This is a genomic window from Pseudomonas rhizoryzae (assembly GCF_005250615.1).
Taxonomy (GTDB): Bacteria; Pseudomonadota; Gammaproteobacteria; order Pseudomonadales; family Pseudomonadaceae; genus Chryseomonas; species Chryseomonas rhizoryzae.
Genome location: NZ_SULM01000007.1, coordinates 269,019 through 290,358 on the forward strand (window position 1 = coordinate 269,019; position 21,340 = coordinate 290,358).

The 21,340-nt window shown below is 66.1% G+C and carries 16 protein-coding genes; 3 read left to right on the forward strand and 13 right to left on the reverse strand.

The window, feature by feature from the left end:
- Together FAZ11_RS13560 and FAZ11_RS13565 are read right to left on the reverse strand one after the other, a co-directional pair.
- Complete coding sequence (locus FAZ11_RS13560; RefSeq protein ID WP_058760422.1) at positions 1-666, reverse strand: methionine ABC transporter permease; 666 nt, start codon at positions 664-666, stop codon at positions 1-3.
- Positions 666-1,673: a methionine ABC transporter ATP-binding protein gene (locus FAZ11_RS13565; protein WP_058772330.1), complete on the reverse strand. Its 1,008-nt coding sequence runs from the start codon at positions 1,671-1,673 to the stop codon at positions 666-668. The genes FAZ11_RS13560 and FAZ11_RS13565 overlap by 1 nt, the downstream gene beginning before the upstream one ends.
- Positions 1,674-1,958: 285 nt before the next feature.
- Here FAZ11_RS13565 and katE point away from each other — a divergent pair, with 285 nt between their 5' ends.
- Positions 1,959-4,088 carry a catalase HPII gene (katE, locus tag FAZ11_RS13570; protein ID WP_058772331.1) on the forward strand — a complete coding sequence of 710 codons (2,130 nt, stop codon included), beginning with the start codon at positions 1,959-1,961 and terminating at the stop codon, positions 4,086-4,088.
- Positions 4,089-4,272: 184 nt separating this feature from the next.
- Here the strand turns inward: katE and FAZ11_RS13575 are convergent, their stop codons facing one another.
- The 9 genes from FAZ11_RS13575 to glcD form a co-directional block, all read right to left on the reverse strand.
- Positions 4,273-4,653: a RidA family protein gene (locus FAZ11_RS13575; RefSeq protein WP_007161463.1), complete on the reverse strand. Its 381-nt coding sequence runs from the start codon at positions 4,651-4,653 to the stop codon at positions 4,273-4,275.
- Positions 4,654-4,943: 290 nt separating this feature from the next.
- Positions 4,944-7,103: a bifunctional GTP diphosphokinase/guanosine-3',5'-bis pyrophosphate 3'-pyrophosphohydrolase gene (gene spoT / locus FAZ11_RS13580; protein WP_058772332.1), complete on the reverse strand. Its 2,160-nt coding sequence runs from the start codon at positions 7,101-7,103 to the stop codon at positions 4,944-4,946.
- A 3-nt stretch (positions 7,104-7,106) separates the two neighbouring features.
- Entirely contained in the window at positions 7,107-7,379 is a 273-nt protein-coding gene (rpoZ, locus tag FAZ11_RS13585) for a DNA-directed RNA polymerase subunit omega (RefSeq protein WP_058760426.1), read from the reverse strand.
- 88 nt (positions 7,380-7,467) lie between these two features.
- A complete protein-coding gene (locus FAZ11_RS13590) occupies positions 7,468-8,799 on the reverse strand; it encodes a Fic family protein (RefSeq protein ID WP_058772333.1) in 1,332 nt (443 codons plus the stop codon).
- 212 nt (positions 8,800-9,011) lie between these two features.
- On the reverse strand, positions 9,012-11,186 hold the full coding sequence (locus FAZ11_RS13595; RefSeq protein WP_058772334.1) for a malate synthase G: 2,175 nt from the start codon (positions 11,184-11,186) through the stop codon (positions 9,012-9,014).
- Positions 11,187-11,216: 30 nt separating this feature from the next.
- Complete coding sequence (locus tag FAZ11_RS13600; protein WP_027598097.1) at positions 11,217-11,621, reverse strand: heme-binding protein; 405 nt, start codon at positions 11,619-11,621, stop codon at positions 11,217-11,219.
- 13 nt (positions 11,622-11,634) lie between these two features.
- Entirely contained in the window at positions 11,635-12,867 is a 1,233-nt protein-coding gene (gene glcF, locus FAZ11_RS13605; RefSeq protein ID WP_058772335.1) for a glycolate oxidase subunit GlcF, read from the reverse strand.
- 12 nt (positions 12,868-12,879) lie between these two features.
- Positions 12,880-13,926 (reverse strand): glycolate oxidase subunit GlcE, encoded by a 1,047-nt coding sequence (gene glcE / locus FAZ11_RS13610; RefSeq protein ID WP_058772336.1) that lies wholly within the window; start codon positions 13,924-13,926, stop codon positions 12,880-12,882.
- Positions 13,926-15,425, reverse strand: a complete 1,500-nt coding sequence (gene glcD, locus FAZ11_RS13615; RefSeq protein ID WP_058772356.1) for a glycolate oxidase subunit GlcD — start codon at positions 15,423-15,425, stop codon at positions 13,926-13,928. Before glcD ends, glcE begins: the two co-directional genes overlap by 1 nt.
- Before the next feature lie 208 nt (positions 15,426-15,633).
- Between glcD and glcC the strand changes: the two genes are divergently transcribed.
- Positions 15,634-16,401: a transcriptional regulator GlcC gene (glcC, locus tag FAZ11_RS13620; RefSeq protein ID WP_058772337.1), complete on the forward strand. Its 768-nt coding sequence runs from the start codon at positions 15,634-15,636 to the stop codon at positions 16,399-16,401.
- Between the two features lie 136 nt (positions 16,402-16,537).
- Entirely contained in the window at positions 16,538-17,902 is a 1,365-nt protein-coding gene (locus tag FAZ11_RS13625) for a hemolysin family protein (protein WP_058772338.1), read from the forward strand.
- 162 nt (positions 17,903-18,064) lie between these two features.
- On the opposite strand, the gene FAZ11_RS13630 is transcribed toward FAZ11_RS13625, so the two are convergent.
- Entirely contained in the window at positions 18,065-19,960 is a 1,896-nt protein-coding gene (locus FAZ11_RS13630) for a sensor domain-containing diguanylate cyclase (RefSeq protein WP_058772339.1), read from the reverse strand.
- A gap of 190 nt (positions 19,961-20,150) precedes the next feature.
- Positions 20,151-21,035, reverse strand: coding sequence for a M23 family metallopeptidase (locus tag FAZ11_RS13635; RefSeq protein ID WP_058760435.1), 885 nt, complete (start codon positions 21,033-21,035; stop codon positions 20,151-20,153).
- Positions 21,036-21,340 lie beyond the last annotated feature (305 nt).

The window sequence follows — 21,340 nt, forward strand, 5'->3', positions numbered from 1 at the left end:
TCAGCGACGACTGAAATGGGCGACGAGTCTATCGCCGACCATCTGCAGCACCTGGACCAGCACCAGCAGCAAGAGCACCGTGACCACCATGACGTCGGTCTGGAAGCGCTGGTAGCCGAAACGAATGGCCAGGTCGCCCAGGCCGCCGCCGCCGATCACTCCGGCCATGGCGGTGTAGGACACCAGGGCGATGGCGGTGACGGTGGTGGCCGCGATCAGCCCGGGCAGGGCCTCGGGCAACAGGGTGCGGGTGACGATCTGCCAGAGGCTGGCGCCCATGGCCTGGGTGGCCTCGATGATGCCGCGGTCGACCTCGCGCAAGGCGGTCTCCACCAGCCGGGCGAAGAAGGGCGCGGCGCCCACCACCAGCGGCGGGATGGCGCCTTCGACGCCCAGGGAGGTGCCGATCAGCCAGACCGTGACGGGAATCATCAGGATCAACAGGATAATGAAGGGCACCGAGCGCAGCACATTGACCACGAAGGAGAGGATGCCGTAGACCAGCGGCTGCTCCAGCAGTTGGCGGCGGCTGGTGAGGAACAGCAGCACGCCCAGCGGCAAGCCGAGGATGAGGGTGAAGAGCATCGACCAGCCGAGCATGGACAGGGTGTCCAGTGTGGCCTGGCCGATCTCGGCCCAGTCGATGTTGGTGAAGAGTTCGTCCATCAGCGCAGGACCTCCACGGTGACGTCGGCGGCGTGGAAGCGGGCCAGGGCGGCGTCCAGGTCACCGCCCACCAGGGCGATGGTGAGCTGGCCGTAGGGCTCCTCCCGGATGCGGTCGATACGGCCGCCGAGAATGCTGTAGTCCACACCGGTCTCCCGGGCGACGTGGCCCAACAGCGGTGCATAGGTGGCCTGGCCGCGGAAGGTCAGGCGCAGGATGCGGCCTTCGACATGAGCATAGGCGTCGGCCAGGTCGCTCTCGTCCTGGTGCTCGGCCTCGAAGACGAAGCGGCGGGTGGTGGGGTGCTGCGGATGCAGGAAGACATCGGCGACGGTGCCCTGCTCCACCACGGCGCCGCCATCGAGCACGGCGACGCGATCGCAGACGCGGCGGATCACGTCCATCTCGTGGGTGATCAGCACGATGGTCAGGCCCAGCTCACGATTGAGTTCGGCGAGCAGTTGCAGCACCTGGGCAGTGGTCTGGGGATCGAGAGCACTGGTGGCCTCGTCGCAGAGCAGGATCTTCGGCTCGGTGGCCAGGGCGCGGGCGATGCCGACGCGCTGCTTCTGGCCGCCGGAGAGTTGCGCCGGGTACTTGCGCGCCTGGTCGGACAGCCCGACCCGCGCCAGCAATTCCTCGACGCGCTGGGCGATCTGCGCCCGCGAACGCCCGCCGGCCAGTTCCAGCGGCAGGGCCACGTTGGCCGCCACGGTCTTGGACGAGAGCAGGTTGAAGTGCTGGAAGATCATGCCGATGCGGCGGCGAAAATCACGCAACTCGGTCGCGCCCAGGGTGGTGACCTCGGCGCCGTCGACCAGCAGGCGGCCGCCACTGGGGGCTTCTAGCCGGTTGATCAGGCGCAGCAGGGTGCTCTTGCCGGCGCCGGAGTGGCCGATCAGGCCGAAGATCTCGCCGGCTTCGATCCTCAGGTCGACCGGCTGGAGCGCCGCGACCTCGCGACCGCGCGTGCGGTACGTCTTGTGGACAGCATGGAATTCGATCAATTAGAGAACCTTGTGGGTATCGTCAGACAACAGGAGGGTGATCCCGGCGCGCAGTTTAACGTGCGCGCTTATATCTGCTTAGCACTTGTTATCGGATGTTAAGCCGATAAAGGCATATGGCCAGTGCCGGAGCGAAGCCGACGTTCAAGGCACAGCCCGTCGCTTCGCATTAGCCAGACGGAACACCGGCGCGCGCCGGCGAGTCACTACAGGACTGCCTGAATTCGCCCCACATTCCGTAGGGGACGCAAAGAGCGCCCTCGAGGCGCCTGATGAGGACTTTCCATGGCTACGCCCCCCAAGAGTGAACTCGCCGGTACCGACACCCTGGATCGCCAGAACACCTCGAAGAAAATCGAGCAACTGGAACAATTCCGCTCTGATGCCACCGGCCAGGCACTGCGCACCAATCACGGCGTGAAGATTTCCGACAACCAGAACTCCCTGCGCGCCGGCACCCGCGGCCCTTCCCTGCTCGAAGACTTCATCATGCGGGAGAAGATCACCCACTTCGACCACGAACGTATTCCGGAGCGGATCGTCCACGCCCGCGGCACCGGCGCCTACGGCTACTTCCAGCCCTATAAGGACTGGTCCGACCTGACCAAGGCCGCCCTCTTCCGCGATCCCAACCACCAGACTCCGGTGTTCGTGCGTTTCTCCACCGTGCAGGGTCCGCGCGGCTCCGGCGATACCGTGCGCGACGTGCGTGGCTTCGCCATCAAGTTCTACACCGAGGAAGGCAACTGGGACATGGTCGGCAACAACATGCCGGTCTTCTTCATCCAGGACGCCATCAAGTTCCCCGACTTCGTCCATGCGGTGAAGCCCGAGCCGCACAACGAGATCCCCACCGGCGGCAGCGCCCACGACACCTTCTGGGACTTCGTCTCCCTGGTGCCCGAGTCGGCGCACATGGTGCTCTGGACCATGACCGACCGCGCCATCCCGGTTAACCTGCGCAGCATGCAGGGCTTCGGCATCCACACCTTCCGTATGATCAACACCGCCGGCAAGGGCGTCTTCGTCAAGATCCACCTAAAGCCCGCGGGTGGCGTGCGCTCCCTGGTGTGGGACGAAGCCCAGAAGCTGGCCGGCAAGGACACCGATGCCCACCGTCGCGACCTCTGGGAAGCCATCGAGGCCGGCGACTATCCCGAGTGGGAATTCGGCGTGCAGATCATTCCCGAGGAAGACGAGCACAAGTTCGACTGGGACATCCTCGACGCCACCAAGATCATCCCCGAGGAACTGGTGCCCATCACCCCGCTGGGCAAGCTGGTGCTCAATCGCAATCCGGATAACTACTTCGCCGAGACCGAGCAGGTAGCCTTCTGCCCCGGCCATGTCGTCCCCGGTATCGACTTCAGCAACGACCCGCTGCTGCAGGGCCGGCTGTTCTCCTACACCGACACCCAGATCAGCCGTCTCGGTGGACCGAACTTCCACGAACTGCCGGTCAACCGTCCGGTGGTGCCGAACCATAACGGCCAGCGCGACGCCAAGTACCGCATGACCATCGACAAGGGTCGCGCCTCCTACGAGCCTAACTCCATCGATGGCGGCTGGCCCAAGGAAACCCCGCCGGCGCCCCAGGACGGAGGCTTCGAGAGCTACTACGAGCGCATCGACGGCTACAAGGTACGCGAGCGCAGCGAGTCCTTTGGCGACCACTTCTCCCAGGCCACGCTGTTCTACAACAGCCTGTCGGAGGCCGAGCAAGCCCACGTCGCCGATGCCTACAGCTTCGAGCTGGGCAAGGTCGAGCGGATGTGGATCCGTGAGCGCCAGGTCAACGAGATCCTCGCCAACATCGATCTGGAGTTGGCGCAGAAGGTGGCCAAGAAGATCGGTGTGACCCCGCCCACCGCCCCCACCGTACAACCGCGCAAGATCTCCATCGACAAGTCGCCGGCGCTGAGCCAGCTGAACCTGCTGTCCGGCAACATCAAGGGCTTCAAGGTGGCGGTACTGGTGGGTGACGGCGTCATCGCCAGCGAGGTGGACGCCATCAAGCAGGCGCTCAAGGCCGAAGGTGCTCACGTCAAGGTGCTCGGCCCCACCGCCGGCCCGGTCAAGGCCGCCGACGGTAGCGAAGTCGCCGTGGACGGCTCGGCCGAGGGCATGCCTTCGGTGGCGCTGGATGCGGTCTATGTGCCGGGCGGCGCCGAGAGCGTCAAGGCCATGCTCGACGACGGCGTGATCAAGCACTACCTGCTGGAAGCCTACAAGCACCTCAAGGCCATCGCCCTCACTGGCGAAGCCGAGCAGTTGCTCAAGGCAGTCTACCTGGACACCGACGAGGCGCTACTCACCGGCAGCGACTTCAAGGCGGTGCAGCAGGACTTCTTCGCCGCCATCGCCAAGCACCGTTGCTGGGCGCGGATGCCGAAGATCAAGTCCATCCCGGCCTGATCCAAGCAGGCATGAAAAAGCCGACCGTTGCGAGACGGTCGGCTTTTTTCGTTTAGAGCAGGATCGGAGCCGTAGGTTGGGTTGAGACGGCTCCACCGTCGAAGCCCAACAAGACGGAGCTGACCGCGTGCACTGTTGTTGGGCTTCGCTGCGCTCAACCCAACCTACGATTCCTGTGCCGGGATCAACCCAGCACCAACACCCCGTCCATTTCCACCTGCGAGCCTTTCGGCAGCGCGGCCACGCCAATGGCGGCGCGGGCGGGATAGGGCTGCTGGAAGTAGCGGCCCATGATCTCGTTGACGGTGGCGAAGTGCGCCAGGTCGATCAGGAAGATGTTCAGCTTGACGATATCGGCCAGCGAACCACCGGCGGCTTCGGCGACGGATTTCAGGTTCTCGAACACCTGCACCACCTGGGCTTCGAAGCCGTCCACCAGCTCCATGCTGGTCGGATTGAGCGGGATCTGCCCGGAGAGATAGACGGTGTCACCGACCTTGATCGCCTGGGAATAGGTGCCAATGGCGGCCGGCGCCTTGTCGGTGTGGATCACTTGCTTGCTCATGAATCACTCCTGTGCGGGAAAGGCCCGATTCTGCAAGCCGGTGGTGACCCACTGCAACCTCAGAACCTGTTCACGATCTCGCGAGCTAGAGACAAACAAGGCGCAACGACCAACGGGAGTAACAGCCAAAGGCTGGCCCGAAGGGTGAGCGCCAGCGAATCAAAGGCCTGAGGAAGCGGATCGGACCCGCGCTCGGGTTTACGATTGGTAAATGAGCAGTCCGACCGGGCTGGCGATCCAGAGCTTTTCAACGCCGTTTGGCCGACGCACAGCAGATCGTGAGGAGGTTCTCAGCTGCGAACCCGAGTGATACCCGCCACGCCCTTGAGCGTCCGCAGCTTCTTGATCACCCGCGCCAGGTGGACCCGGTCGCGTACGCTGACCACCAGCTGGACCACGCTGACCCGGCCATCGCGCTCGTTCATGCCGATCTTCTCGACGTTGGCGTCCACCGCGGTGACATTGTTAGCCAGCATGGCGATGAGACCGCGCTGGTGCTCCAGCTGGACGCGCAACTCGACGCTGAATTCGCCGGTGACGTCCTTGGCCCAGTTGAGCACGATGCACTTTTCGCTGTTGTGCCGGAATTCGGCGATGTTCCGGCAATTTTCCAGGTGGATGACCATGCCCTTGCCCGCCGAGAGGTGGCCGACGATGGGATCGCCTGGAATCGGCGTGCAGCACTTGGCGTAGCTGATCACCAGGCCTTCGGTGCCACGGATCGCCAGCGGGCCCTGGGGCGTGGTGCTGGCCTGGGGTTCCAGCGGCTCTTCCTGCTCGCTGCCGGACACCAGGCGCCGAGCCACCACATAGGCCATGCGATTGCCCAGGCCGATCTCTTCGAGCAGGTCTTCCAGCACCACGCCCTTGTACTCGCCGAGCACCGAGAGGATGCGCATCGGCGAGATCTTGGAGAGCTGGGTGCCGAAGCCGGACAGCGCCTTGTTCAGCAGGCGCTCGCCGAGGCTGATGGACTCGGAGCGGCGCTGCTGCTTGAGCGCGTGACGGATGTTGGTGCGCGCCTTGCCGGTGACCACGAAGTTGAGCCAGGCCGGATTGGGCCGGGCGCCGGGTGCGGTGACGATCTCCACCGTCTCGCCGCTGCCCAGCGGCTGTGACAGCGGCGCCAGGCGGCGATTGATGCGGCAGGCGATGCAGCTGTTGCCGACGTCGGTATGCACCGCGTAGGCGAAGTCCACGGCCGTGGAGCCCTTGGGCAGCTCCATGATACGGCCCTTGGGGGTGAAGATGTAGACCTCGTCGGGGAAGAGGTCGATCTTCACGTTCTCGATGAATTCCAGGGAGTTGCCCGCGCGTTGCTGCAACTCGAGGATGCCCTTCACCCACTGGCGCGCCCGCAGGTGGCTAGCGCGCGGCTCGTCGCCACCGGCCTTGTACAGGCCATGGGCGGCGATGCCGTTGTTGGCCATCTCTTCCATCTCGCGGGTGCGGATCTGGATCTCGATGGGCACGCCGTGCATGCCGAACAGGGTGGTATGCAGCGACTGGTAGCCGTTGGCCTTGGGGATGGCGATGTAATCCTTGAAGCGCCCCGGAAACGGCTTGTAGAGATTGTGCACCGCGCCGAGCACCCGGTAGCAGGTGTCGACCTTATCGACGATGATGCGGAAGCCGTAGACGTCCATGATCTCGTTGAACGACTTCCGCTTGCCGCGCATCTTCTGGTAGATGCTGTGCAGGTGTTTCTCGCGGCCGACCACCTCGCCGTCGAGGCCGTCGCGGGCCAGGCAATTGGCCAGGGATTCCTGGATCTTGCCGAGGATCTCGCGGCGATTGCCACGGGCCGTCTTGACCGCCCTCTGGATGCGCTCGGCGCGCATCGGGTGCATGGCGCGGAAACCCAGGTCCTCAAATTCCACGTAGAAATCGTGCATGCCCAGGCGATTGGCGATGGGCGCGTAGATTTCCAGGGTTTCCTTGGCGATGCGCCGGCTCTTGTCCGGCGGCATGGCGTCCAGGGTGCGCATGTTGTGCAGCCGGTCGGCCAGCTTGACCAGGATGACGCGGATGTCCTTGGACATCGCCATGGTCATCTTCTGGAAGTTCTCCGCCTGGGCCTCGGCCTTGGTTTCGAACTTCATCTGGGTCAGCTTGCTGACCCCGTCCACCAGCTCCGCCACCGTCTCGCCGAACTGGCCGGCGAGGGCTTCCTTGGCGATGCCGGTGTCCTCGATCACGTCGTGCAGCATGGCCGCCATCAGGCTCTGATGGTCCATGTGCATGTCGGCGAGGATGTTGGCCACCGCCAACGGATGGGTGACGTAGGGCTCGCCGCTGCGGCGGCGTTGCCCGTCGTGAGCCTGCTCGGCGTAGTAGTAGGCCCGCCGCACCAGATTGACCTGGTCGGGGGTCAGGTAGTCCGCCAGACGCTCGGCCAGGAGGTCGATGCCGGTCGGGCGGACGTCGCTCTGCGCAGGCTCGGCGGCCATGGCTTAGAGAGCCTCGCCGTCCGCTTCGTCGTTGACTTCGAAGGCGGCGAACAGGGGCTCTTCCTCGACGATGTCTTCCTGACGGATGACTTCCTCGTCGACCAGGCCTTCAGCGATTTCACGCAGGGCGACGACGGTGGGCTTGTCGTTGTCCCACGGTACCTTGGGCTCTTTGCCGCCGGTGGCCAGCTGACGCGAGCGCTTGGTGGCGAGCATGACCAGCTCGAATCGGTTGTCTACGTTATCCAGGCAGTCTTCGACAGTAACGCGGGCCATGGTCTTCCTCGTGGCGATGATGATCCCGGGAACGGGGGACCCGATAGTATAAAAATTCGCCAGTGGCAAGGGAAGGGGCGGTGGTCAGCTACTGGGGCCGTCCAGCGTCTATCCAGTGCTGAGTCTGGCTGATCGTCAGCCGATAGCGGGCGCAGTTGTGCACGCCCAGGGTGCGCAGCTCCTCGACCAGCATTTGCCGAAAGATTACGGCATCGGCCTGCGCTAGCTGCACGGCGGCCACAGCCTGCTCGAGCGAGCGACGCTCACGCACCACCATCCCCACCACATCGCCAAGTGCGCTGCGCAGCCGCAAGCGCACAGGGTCAGGAATGCCCACGGCCGCCAGTTGCACGCCATACTTGGTGATCGAGCGCCGATAGACGCTTTCGAACAATTCGACCGCCAAGGCGACGTTGCGGTGTTCATAAACATCCATCATCGCGTAGGCGTAGTCCTGCGCCTCGATATCCAGGAAGGAGAGGGGCGCGCAGTTGTAGAGCATCAGCGGAATGTTTGCGGCGAGCCGACTGGTCCGCTTGTTGCCATCTTCGAAGGGTTGCAGGTAAGCCAGGTTTACCCAGAGAAAAAAGGCGGCCTCAACGGGGTTGTTGATCTGTCGCGCCTTGCCGAGGATGAGTTCGAACATCTCCCGCAGTTGGGTAGGCACGTGGCAGGGGTAGTAGGTGGTCCCCGAGATACTGACGATCTTGTGCCGGATGACTCCCAGGCCAGCGCTGTCCGTCAGCAGATCCTGCATCAGCAGCGCATGCAGATTGTGGATCACGCCAGAGGTCAGACCGTACTCGGGCACTGCATCGATCAGGAATTCGATGGCCGCCTTGTGGTTGAGCAGCATCACCGCATCCAGATCCCCGTCTGCCGTACCCTTCCTGAACAACGCCTCGGTCGCGAGCAGGGAGAAGGGGTTGCCCTCAAGACGCGATGAAGACCAGGACAGGTCGATCAACAACGGCTCGAGGACGCGCCGGGCATAGGTACCCGCTGGTTGTTGCCCCTTCATGCCGCCTTCGGCGGCCAGGGCGTGCGCGAGCGTTTCTGGGAGCAGAAAGCTTTGATTCGGGACATAGTCGACCACGAAGTCGGCTTGATAGGTTACCGGTTGACGGCTCGCCAGCGGCTGCAGGAGCTGGCTTTTCAACGCCTGCGCTGCCGACAGTACCGAAGGTGGTGCCTCAGCAGCAGGATCGACGTGCGCTTCCAAATTCAGCCTGTAGCGCGTACCCCGGCGCTGTCCTGCCCGTAGCACGTCACCTGATCGAACCAGAGCATCCAGGTGTCGCTTCACGGTCGCCAAGCTTGTCGTACCAAGGCGTAGGGCCAACTCGGTGGAACTCATCCAGGGACGCTCGGTATCCACCCGTTCGCATAGTACCTGGAGAAGCTCCTCTTTCACTGCCATTGCGCGATTTCCGTCGACCCTTGGCCTTTTTTAAGCTCATTGGAGCTCATTGGAGCTCATTGGAGCTCATTGGAGCTCATTGGAGCTCATTGGAGCTCATTGGACAAGGTTTGGCCAACGTTCACGAAATCCGAAATATCGGTGGTGTCGACGGATAACTAACTCCGCAGGTGCCCATCCACGATCAGCCTGGGCACCTGCCGTCTCCAGGCTTAGACCCCTGCCTTCTTCTTCAATCGCCAGGCGTGCAGCAGCGGCTCGGTGTAGCCGCTGGGCTGCTCGCGGCCCTTGAAGATGAGGTCGCGGGCGGCGCGGTAGGCGTAGGACGTGTCGAAGTGACCGGCCATGGGCTCGTAGAGCGCATCGCCGGCGTTCTGGCCGTCCACTACCTTGGCCATGCGCTGCAGCGTCTCGTCCACCTGCTCGGCGCTGACAACGCCGTGGTGCAGCCAGTTGGCGATGTGTTGGCTGGAGATGCGCAGGGTGGCGCGGTCCTCCATCAAGCCGACGTCATGGATGTCGGGCACCTTGGAGCAGCCCACGCCCTGGTCGACCCAGCGCACCACGTAGCCGAGGATGCCCTGGCAGTTGTTGTCCAGCTCCTGCTGGATGGCCTCGGCGGACCAGTCCGGCGACTCGGCCACCGGCACGCTGAGCAGCCCGGCGAGCAATTCGCCGCGGGCGGCGTCGACATCGCTGCGTTCCAGTTCCTGCTGCACCTGCTGGACGTTGACCTGGTGGTAATGCAGGGCGTGCAGCACGGCGGCGGTGGGCGACGGTACCCAGGCGGTGTTGGCGCCGGCCTTGGGATGGCCGATCTTCTGCTCCAGCATGGCGGCCATCAGATCGGGCATGGCCCACATGCCCTTGCCGATCTGCGCCTTGCCGCGCAGGCCACAAGCCAGGCCCACCAGCACGTTATTGCGCTCGTAGGCGGTGATCCACTTGGAGGTCTTCATGTCGCCCTTGCGCAGCATGGGCCCGGCCAGCATGGCGGTGTGCATCTCGTCGCCGGTGCGATCGAGGAAGCCGGTGTTGATGAAGGCCACCCGCGCGGCGGCGGCGGCGATGCAGGCCTTGAGATTGACGCTGGTGCGGCGCTCCTCGTCCATGATGCCCAGCTTGACGGTGTTGGCCGGCAACCCCAGCAGGGCCTCGACGCGGTCGAACAGCTGAACGGCGAAGGCCACCTCGGCCGGACCGTGCATCTTGGGTTTGACGATGTACACCGAGCCGCTGCGGGAATTGCCCTGGCGCTTGAGGTCGTGCATCGCGATGGTCACGGTGACCACGGCGTCGAGGATGCCTTCGGGGATCTCGCGGCCGTCGTCCAGCAGCACCGCCGGGTTGGTCATCAGGTGGCCGACATTGCGGATGAACAGCAGCGAGCGACCGTGCAGGGTCAGCGGCTGGCCATTGGCGCCCTGGTATTCGCGGTCGGGGTTCAGCCGACGGGTAAAGGTCTCGCCGCCCTTGCTGACCTCCTCGGCCAGATCGCCCTTCATTAGGCCCAGCCAGTTGCGATAGGCCAGCACCTTGTCGGCGGCATCCACTGCGGCGATGGAGTCTTCCAGGTCCATGATGGTGCTGACCGCGGCTTCCATCAGCAGATCCTTGACCCCGGCGGCGTCGGTCTTGCCGATGCTGCTGTCGCGGTCGATCTGGATCTCCAGGTGCAGGCCGTTGTGGCGCAGCAGCACGGCCGAGGGTGCGGCGGCATCGCCCTGATAGCCGACGAAGGCGGCCGGATCGGCCAATTCGCTGGTGCCGCTCTTGAGGTCCACCACCAGACGGCCGTCCTGAATACGGTAGGCGGTGGCGTCCCGGTGCGAACCGCTGGCCAGGGGCGCCACGCCATCCAGCACCTGGCGGGCGAAGGCCACCACCTTGGCGCCGCGGGCGGGGTTGTAGCCCTTGCCGCGCTCGGCGCCGTCGGTCTCGGGCAGGGCATCAGTGCCATAGAGGGCATCGTACAGCGAACCCCAGCGGGCATTGGCGGCGTTCAGGGCGTAGCGGGCGTTGAGCACCGGCACCACCAGCTGCGGACCGGCCTGCTCGGCGATCTCGCGGTCGACGCCGGAGGTCGAGGCCTGTACCTGGCCGGGAACCGGCTGCAGATAGCCGATGCTTTCCAGGAAGCCCTGGTAGGCGGCCAGGTCGGTGACCGGGCCGGGATGGGCGCTGTACCAGTTGTCCAGCTCCACCTGCAGACGATCACGCTCGGCCAGCAGCTCGCGATTGCGCGGCGCCAGCTCGTGCACCAGTTGGTCCACGCCCGACCAGAAGGCGGCGGTGTCGAGACCGGTGCCGGGCAGCACTTCCTCGTCGATGAAGCGCTGCAGCTCGGTGGCCACCTGCAGGCGGCCCAGGGTAGTACGGTCGGTCATGATGGCTTTCCTTGATATGAAGCGGTGAATTCAGTTGAGGGCGGCGATAGCGGCTTTCGCGACCTGGGCATCTTCCGGGGCCTTGACGCCCGAGACGCCGACGGCGCCCACCACCTGGCCGTCCACCAGGATGGGCACCCCGCCTTCGAGCATGCCCTGCATCAGCGGCGCGCTGAGAAAGGCAGTGCGGCCGTTGTTGATCATCTCTTCCAGCACCTTGGACTCCTTGCGCGCCAGGGCGGCGCTACGGGCCTTCTCCGGGGCGATGTAGGCGCTGTTGGGCGCGGCGCCGTCGAGGCGCAGCAGGGCCAGCGGATGACCGCCGTCGTCGGCCACGGCGATGCACACGGCCCAGCCCTGGCGCTCGGCTTCGGCGCGGCCGGCGGCCAGCAGGGTGTCGATCTCGGCGAGGGTGAGCACGGCTTTGGTCTTCATGGGGCCTCCAGGGTCAGGCGGGGGTCGGGGCGGCCAGGGCCGCGTCGAGGATTTCGATCCAGTGGCGCACCGGGGTGCGCCCGGCGCCGTCGAGATGGCTCTGGCAGCCGATGTTGGCGGTGGCGATCACCTCCGGCCGGCCGCTCTCCAGGGCTTCGAGCTTGGCGTCGCGCAGCCGGCGCGACAAGTCCGGCTGGGTCAGCGAATAGGTGCCGGCCGAGCCGCAGCAGAGGTGGCCGTCCGGTACCGGCGCCAGGGGGAAGCCAAGGCGCTGCAGCACGCTCTCCACAGCGCCACCCAGGCGCTGGGCGTGCTGCAGGGTGCAGGGGCAATGGAAGGCCAGCCGCGGGGTGTTGGCCAGACGCAATTCTTCCAGCGGCAGCTCGCGCAGCACCTCCACCAGGTCGCGGGTGCGCGCCGAGACTTCCCGCGCCTTGGCGGCATAGGCCGGATCGTCCTTGAGCAGGCTGGCGTATTCCTTGACGAAGGCGCCGCAGCCGCTGGCGGTCTGGATGATGGCCTCGGCACCGGCCTGCAGCGCCGGCCACCAGGCGTCGATGTTACGCCGGGCGCGGTCGAGACCGGCCTCCTGGGCGTTGAGGTGGTAGTCCACCGCGCCACAGCAGCCGGCGCGGGGCGCGGCTTCCAGGCTGATGCCGAGGCGATCCAGCACCCGTGCGGTGGCGGCATTGGTATTGGGCGACAGCCCCGGCTGCACGCAGCCTTCGAGGATCAGCATGCGCCGGGCATGGCGCGGCGCGGGTCGTACGCCGGCGGCGGCGATGCGCGCCGGCAACTTGGCCTGGACGCTGGCCGGCAGCAGCGGCTTCAGCACCTGGCCACTTTTCAGCAGCGCGCCGAACAGCCGCGGCTGCGGCAGCACCTGGCGCAGGCCGGCGCGCAGTAGGCGCTGGCCCAGCGGCCGCGGCACCCGGCGCTCTACCTCGGCGCGGCCGACATCGAGCAATTCGTGGTAGGACACGCCCGAGGGACAGGTGGTCTCGCAATTGCGGCAGGTCAGGCAGCGGTCGAGGTGCTCGCGGGTCTTTTCGCTGACCTCGCCGCCTTCGAGCATGCCCTTGATCAGGTAGATACGGCCACGCGGACCGTCCAGCTCGTCGCCGAGCAATTGGTAGGTCGGACAGGTGGCATTGCAGAAGCCGCAGTGCACGCAGCTGCGCAGCACCCGCTCGGCATCGGCGGCGCGGGGCAGTTCGCGGGCGGCGGGACTCAGATTGGTTTGCATGACGTCTTCCCCTTACAGCCCGGCGTACAGCCGACCTGGATTGAAGATCCCCTGGGGGTCCAGGCGCGCCTTGAGGCGGCGGTGATAGTCCAGCAGCGCGGCCGGCAGCGGATGCTGGGCCTCGCGCTCGGCATCGGGCGTGTAGCAGAGCGCATGGCCACCGGCCCGCTCGGCGATCTCACGCACGACCGTGGCCGGGGCATCGCTCTTGAGCCAGTACTGGGCGCCGCCCCAATCCAGCAGGCGGGTGCCGGGCAGGTCGAGCAAAGGGGTGTTGACCGGCACCGACAGGCGCCACAGCGGTGCTGGGCCCTGGAAGAAGGCCAGGCGCTGCTCGTTGAGATCGTCCCAGAAGGCATCGGCCAAGGTTTCACCGCCCAGGCGATCAGTGGCCGAGCGCACCGACCCCTCGCCGCCTTCCAGGCGCAGGTGCAGGTGCTGGCCGTCATGGCAGGCGGCGGAAATCGGCAGGGCTTCGCGGCCCCAGACGGCGAGGCGCTGCAGGGCACGCTCGGCGTCCAGCTCCAGACTCAGGCTCTGGGTGCAACGCGGCTTGGGCAGCACCTTGAAGGACACCTCGGTGATCACCCCCAGGCAACCCTGGCTACCGGCCAGCAGCCGGGAGACATCGTAGCCGGCGACGTTCTTCATCACCTCGCCGCCGAATCTCAGGTGTTCGCCGGTGCCGGTGATCAACCGGGTGCCCAGCACGAAATCGCGCAGGCTGCCGGACCAGGGCCGCCGCGGCCCGGAAAGACCACAGGCCAGGGTGCCGCCGACGGTGGCGCCCTCCCCTAGCCGCGGCGGTTCGCAGGGCAGCATCTGGCCGTGTTCGGCCAGGGCGGCGTTGAGTTCGGCCAGCGGCGTACCGGTACGCACCGTGGCCACCAGTTCGGTGGGATCGTAGTGCACCAGGCCGCGATGGCCGCTGACGTCCAGCGCTTCGCCATCGACCTTACGGCCCAGATGGGCCTTGGTGTCACCACCCCGGATGCGTAGCGGCTGGCGACGGACCAGGGCCTCGCGGACCTGGTCGAGGAGCAATTCCAAGCTATCCATCAGAAACGCTCCAGTTCGGGGTGGGGCAACTGGCCGTGGTGCACGTGCAAGCCGCCGAATTCGGCGCAGCGGTGCAGGGTCGGCACGTTCTTGCCGGGGTTGAGCAGGCCGGGGGCGTCGAAGGCCGCCTTCACCGCATGGAAGAAGGTCAGCTCGCCCGGCTGGAACTGGGTGCACATGGCATTGATCTTCTCGCGGCCCACACCGTGTTCGCCGGTGATGGTGCCGCCCACCGCCACGCAGAGGTCGAGGATGCGCCCACCCAGGGCCTCGGCCTGTTCCAGCTCGCCGGGCCGATTGGCATCGAAGAGAATCAGCGGGTGCAGGTTGCCGTCGCCGGCGTGGAAGACGTTGCCCACCGCCAGGCCGAATTCCGCCGACAGCGCCTCGATGCCGCGCAGGACCTCGGGCAGGGCGCGACGTGGGATGGTGCCGTCCATGCAGTAGTAGTCGGGCGACAACCGCCCCACGGCGGGAAAGGCGTTCTTGCGCCCGGCCCAGAATTTCTGCCGCTCGGCCTCGTCGCGGGCCAGGCGGATCTCGGTGGCGCCGGCCGCGGCCAGCAGGGCGCTGACCCGCTCGATGTCGGCGGCCACGTCGGCCTCCACCCCGTCCAGTTCGCAGAGCAGGATGGCGGCGGCATCCACCGGGTAGCCGGCGTGGATGAAGTCCTCGGCGGCGCGCAAAGTCAGGTTGTCCATCATCTCCAGGCCACCGGGGATGATGCCGGCGGCGATGATGTCCGCCACCGCCGCGCCGGCGCGCTCGATGTCGGCGAAGCTGGCCATGACTACCCGGGCGCAGGGCGGCTTGGGCAGGAGTTTGACGGTCACCTCCACCACCACCCCGAGCAGGCCCTCGGAACCGGTGAACAGCGCCAGCAGGTCGAAGCCGGGGCTATCCAGCGCCGCGCTGCCCAGGGTCAGGCGCTCGCCTTCCAGGGTGACGATCTCCACCGCCAGCACGTTGTGCACGGTCAGACCGTATTTCAGGCAGTGCACGCCGCCGGCGTTCTCGGCCACGTTGCCACCGATGGAGCAGGCGATCTGCGACGAGGGGTCGGGGGCGTAATAGAGGTCGTGGGGCGCGGCGGCCTGGGAGATGGCCAGATTGCGCACTCCGGGCTGCACCCGGGCGCGGCGGCCGTCGGGGTCCACCTCGAGAATGCGGTTGAAGCGCGCCATCACCAGCAGTACGCCCTGCTCCAGCGGCAGGGCGCCACCGGACAGCCCGGTACCGGCGCCGCGCGCTACGAGGGGCACCTTGAGTTCGTGGCAGAGGCGCAGGGTCGCCTGGACCTGCTCCACCGTCTCCGGCAGGACCACCAGCAAGGGGGTGGTGCGGTAGGCCGCCAGGCCGTCGCATTCGTAGGGTTTGAGGTCTTCCCTGTCGTGCAGCAGACAGTGCTCGGGTAGCTCGGCGCGCAAGCGCTGCAGCAGTTGCGCCTTGTCCGGGCGGGGCAAGGCGCCGTCGAGACGTTCATCGTAGACCAGGCTCATCAGGTAACCGCCATTGTTGTTGTTCTGGCTGAAGAGACCTCGTTGTACCCCGAGACTTGCCGGCGCGTCCATGGCCCAGACCACTGGTCATACCAGTTTTTGCAGCCTCTTCGACCAAAGGACCAGGCCGTTTCAGCAGGCTTGACGCCGCCTGCAGCCGATGGCTCACTAGCGTGAACCCTCGTGGTCATACCAGCAGGAAACCAGCATGTCCGCGCCCGTCGCCCGCCTCCCCGTCGCCGAGAACGTCAGCCAGCAGATCGAACGCCTGGTGGTGGACGGGGTGCTCAAGGTCGGCCAGCCGCTGCCCTCCGAACGCCGCCTGTGCGACAAACTCGGCGTCTCCCGCACCGCCCTACGCGAGGGCCTGGGCCTGCTGCGCGCCCGCGGCATCATCGAAACGCGCCACGGCCAGGGCAGCTTCGTCGCCCGGCTGGCGGCGCCGGCGGCGGAGAATCCGCTGCTGCACCTGTTCAGCAGCCAGCCACGCACCCTCTATGACCTGCTGGAGGTGCGCGCCCTGCTGGAAGGCGAAGCGGCGCGCCTGGCCGCGCTGCGCGCCACCACCGCCGACCTGGTGCTGATCGGCCGGCGCTATGAGGAGCTCTGCGCCGCCGCCCAGGACCTCGCCACTCTGTCCGCCGAAGCCCACGCCCGCCTCGACCACGCCTTCCACCTGGCGATCAGCGAGGCCTCGCACAACCCGGTGCTGGTGCACACCCTGCAATCACTCAACGAGCTCTTGCTGGGTTCGGTGTTCGCCTGCATCGCCAACCTCTATCACCGCCCGCCGCAGCGCCAGGAGATCGATGCCCAGCACGCCCGCCTCTATGCGGCGGTGAGCCAGCGCCTGCCCGACGAGGCCCATGCCGCCGCGCGCGAGCACATCCACAGCGTGAGAGACAGCCTGCGCGAGATCGAGCAGGAAGAGCAGCGCCTGGTGCGGGCGACCATGCGTCTGGAGGGTTGGACCTGATCGCCGCCCGGAGCCCCTGCCAGAGGGCCTGCCACATCCCAGGTACGACCACCCGACCATCCGTCGGGCGCAATATCTTGCAACTGCCCTGCCCCGCCCCCATGCTTAGGCGACCTTTTTCCAGCTCTCGGCCCTAATGGACCCTTCCACTAGTCTTTCCTCGACGTTGTTCGCCGATCTCGGCCTCGTGTTCTTCGCTTTTTTCCTCGTGCTGCTCAACGGCTTCTTCGTTGCCGCCGAGTTCGCCATGGTCAAACTGCGCGCCACCCGCGTGGAGGCCATCGCCAAGAAGCACGGCTGGCGCGGGCGCATCCTCAAGAAGGTGCACCACCAGCTGGACGCCTACCTCTCCGCCTGCCAGCTCGGCATCACCCTGGCCTCCCTGGGCCTGGGCTGGGTCGGTGAGCCGGCCTTCGCCGAGCTGCTGCAGCCGTTGCTGGCCGCCGCCGGGGTCGAAAGCGCCGAGGTGATCCACGGCATCGCCTTCTTCACCGCCTTCTTCATCATCTCCTACCTGCACATCGTGGTCGGCGAGCTGGCGCCCAAGTCCTGGGCCATCCGCAAGCCCGACCTGCTGTCGCTGTGGACGGCGGTGCCGCTGTATCTCTTCTACTGGCTGATGTACCCGGCCATCTGGCTGCTCAACGCCAGCGCCAACGGCATCCTGCGCATCGCCGGCCAGGGCGAGCCGGGCGCGCACCACGAGCATCACTACAGCCGCGACGAACTCAAGCTGATCCTGCACTCCAACCGTGCCACCGACCCGGACAGCCGGGTGTTGGCCTCGGCCGTGGAACTCGGCGAGCTGGAGGTGGTGGACTGGGCCAACTCCCGTGAAGACCTCATCTACCTGGACAGCAAGGCCAGCCTGGACGAGATCCTCACCCAGATTCGCCGCTCCAAGTACAGCCGCTACCCGGTCTACGACGAAGAGAGCGAGACCTTCACCGGGGTGCTGCACATCAAGGATCTGCTTCTGGCCATCGCCGGCCTGGACAGCGAAGCCGCCTCCTTCGACCTCGACGATCTGGTGCATCCGCTGGAGCGGGTGACCAAGCACATGCCGCTATCCGAGCTGCTGGAGCAATTCCGCCGCGGCGGGGCGCACTTCGTGCTGGTGGAGGAAGCCGACCACAAGGTCATCGGCTTCCTGACCATGGAGGACGTGCTCGAGGTGCTGGTGGGCGATATCCAGGACGAACACCGCAAGACCGAGCGTGGCGTGGTCGCCTACCAGCCGGGCAAGCTGCTGGTGCGCGGCGATACCCCGCTGTTCAAGGTCGAGCGGCTACTCGGCATCGACCTGGACCACGTCGAGGCCGAGACCCTCGCTGGCCTGATCTACGACAGCCTGAAGCGCGTCCCCGAAGAGGAGACGGTGCTGGAAGCCGAGGGCCTGCGCATCATCGTCAAGAAGATGAAGGGCCCCAAGATCGTGCTGGCCAAGGTCATCAAGCTGGACCCCCAGGACAAGCGCCGACGCCAGCCGGAGCAACGCTGACGGCGCCGGGCATGCAGTGCTTAAGCCTGTTCAAAGTCTTGCGAGCTAGAGCCAAGCAAGGCGAAAACGCCTGAGGAAGCGGAGTTTACATAAGGTAAATGAGCATTCCGAAGGTGTTTTCAACGCCGTTTGGCCGACGCGCAGCAGACTTTGAGCAGGCTTTCAGCGCCGGCTGCTCCACAGCTCGGGCAAACCATCGCTCAGGCAGACGCGATTGCGCCCGCTGCGCTTGGCCGTGTAGAGCGCCCGGTCGGCATCCTCCAGCAAGCCCAGGCCGTGATCGAGATTGCTCGGCACGGCTACCGCGACGCCGATACTGACCGAGGGACGCAGCACCCCGTACTCGCTGCGCAACTCCACCGCCGCCACATCCTGCCGAATACGCTCCGCCACCCCGTAAGCCGACAACGGATCGCTACCCGGCAAGGCGATGACGAATTCTTCGCCGCCATGACGCGCCGCCGCCTCCCCCGCCCGCTGGGTATGCTGGCGCAGCACCTCGGCCACGCATCTCAGGCATTCGTCGCCCAGGGTATGGCCATGGGTGTCGTTGACCGCCTTGAAGTGGTCGATGTCCACCAGCAGTACCGCCAGCGGCGCCTCAGAGCGGATGGCCCGGCGAATCTCCTGCTGGAAGACCCGTTCGAAATGCCGGCGATTGCTGAGTCCGGTCAGCGGGTCGGTCTGGCTTTGGTGCAGCAGCTCCCGGTTCAGGCGCTCCAGGGCGGCCTTGGCCTGTTGCAACTCCACGGTGCGCAGGGCCACCCGCAACTCCAACTCGACGAACGAAGCCTCGCGCTCGCGCGCCAGCGCCGCGGAGGCTTCCAGCGCCTGGCGCTGCGCCTCGATCCGCTCGCGGCGTTGCAGGCTGAGCCCCTCGGTGAGTCCCAGCGAGAGCATCACGAAGCCCAGGGCGAAGCCGATCAGTTGGCCGTGGTGCGCCATGCCTGCCGCCGCCAGTACTCCGGTCAGCGCCAGCAATTGCGCCAGGCTACCCAGCAACAGCAATCCCCAGGCGGCGCTGAACCACAGCGCCATGCGGCTGCCGCGTAGCGCCAGGTGCGTGGTGCTGCCGAGCAGGATCAGGCAACTCAGCGCCATCATGCCGAGCAAGCCCTGGAAGCTCAGCAGACTCGGCCAGCCCAGGGCGATGACCAGGCCCAGCGACCAGTAACCGATCAGCAGGCGGTTACCGATATCGATCCAGCGTTCGCTGCGATAGAGACTCAGCAGATAACGGACGAACAGGCCGGCGCTCAGGAAGCACAGGGCGGCAAAGGCCAGATGGGCGCGCAGGGCGAAGGCCGGGCTATCCGGCCAGAGCAGCCAGGCGCCGTAGCCGGTGGTCACCGCCTGGTAGCCGATGACACTGAGCAGATAGAGGGCATACCAGCCAAAGCCCGAGCGGCGCCCGAAGCTCCACAGCGTGAGGGTCAGCAGCAGGATGGTGAACAGGCAGCCGAAGAAGCCACCGATCAGCCAGGCATCCCGCTGCGCCTCGGTCAGGTAGGCGGCGGGCGTCACCAGGCGCAGCGGCAGCACGAAGGTTTCCCGCGAATCCAACCGCAGGTAGACCTCCTCCACGGCGCCAGCGGTGGGCGCCAGGGCGAACATCGCCTGGCGCCCTGGCAGCGCGCGCTCGCCGGCCGGCAGGGCGAGGCCGCTCTGCTGCGGCGCGCTCCAGAGACCGGCGGCGCTGCGGGTACGCAACTCGAGACGATCCAGTACCGGCCAACTGGGAATCAACCACCAGGCCCGGTCATCGCGATTCTGCACGCGAAAGCGCAGCCAGAGTCCTTGACGGCCATCGTAGAGCAGGGTTTCGAGCAGCCCGGGCGTATGCCAGCCCTGCGCCGAGTCGCTCGGCCGGGCGGCCGCTTCGGCGAAGCTCAGGCTGGCCGGGGCCTTGAGGATCTCCAGCACGGCGCGTGGATCGTACGAGCGCGACGGATCGTCGAGCATCAGTACCTGGGCGCCACAGGGGCTGGCGACGAGCAGGGCCAACCACAAGAGACCGCTGCGCCCGCAGGCACAGAGGACGGCTAAGAATCCATTCATGGGCATCGTCCACAGCTGATACGGCGGGAAAACAGCGGGTGATACAGCAGGGGCCAGGGCCAGAAAAAACAGGTGATAGCATAACGCCACCCACCTCATTGCTGGCAATGAATTTCTGACCAGAACGACGCTTTCAGTCCCAGATTAGAGCCTGAGCGGATAAAAGGACAAAAATTATCCGCAAGAAGACCTAGCGGTCGCCCAATGCCATATTGGGTAGCGCCGCCAAAGGTCGGACGAAACGGAAGGGAATGGAGACCAAGTCGCCACCTTCATGGGCCTGCACCACGAAGTGCAGGTGCGGTCCGGTGCTGCGCCCGGTATTGCCCGATTCCGCCAGCAGCGTACCCACCTCGACCCGCTCACCGGTGCGTACCTTGACCGAACCCCGGCGCAGGTGCAGATAGGCGCTCTGGCTGCCGTCCTCGTGGGCGATGCGCACGAAGTTGCCGGACGGATTGGGACCATGACCGAATTGCCCGTTCTCCACATCGATTACCGTGCCGGCGCGGGCAGCGGCAATGGGCGTGCCCTCGGGCATGGCGATGTCCACCGCATAGCGCCCCTTGGGCGTGTTGTGGCTGAAATCGCCGCCGGCGCCTTGGGTCACGTAGTAGACGCCCTGGCGCCAGGGCCAGGCATAACCGTAGCCGATGCCGCCACCCGCCGCGCCCAGCGCGGTTTCAGCCCCCGCCGGCAAGGTCCCGACCGGGAGCTGCGGGCTGTAGCTGAACGCCTGGTCGAAGTGCATGGGAAAGCCCTGCTGCCGCTTGCGGATCACCGCCAGCTGCACCGTGGAACGCGGCTCCACCACCTGGCGGATCGGCCGCTCGGCGCCGGCCACGTTGACGGTTCGCTGCAGGCGCAGCTCCACGCGCACCGGGACATCGAAATCGTTGCGTACCTCGAAGATGCGGCCTTCACTGGCCGTGCGCACCTTGAGCTTGACCTGCCCTTTGCGGGCAGTGCTCTTGGCGGCCTTGGTGAGGGTAGCGCTCTCGGCGGCCTGGGTGGCGACGGGCGCAGCCAGGGCGAGGGTCAGGCAGGTGATCAGGGCGGTCAGGTGTCGGTCCATGGCATAGGGCCACCATGATGGGCAAGGACCGAACCTAACAAAGCCCCGGCTGGGCGGCGATGAGCAAAGCGCGGCTTTGTGAAGCCGCTGGCAAAGCATCGTCCCGAATAAAAAAGCGTGGTACTAAATCCCTGTGCCACGCTGCCACCGATCGGACGGTAGTTCAAATGCAATACCGGCTCTGCAGGCTTGGCAGCCAAGCGGCAGAGGTCTATGCGACACTCTTGCGAGAGACAGGTCTGCGACGTGCGCGAAGCCGTTCTCTCGAGCGTACGCGATGCTCCGGCCATAGTGCTGCAGGTTAG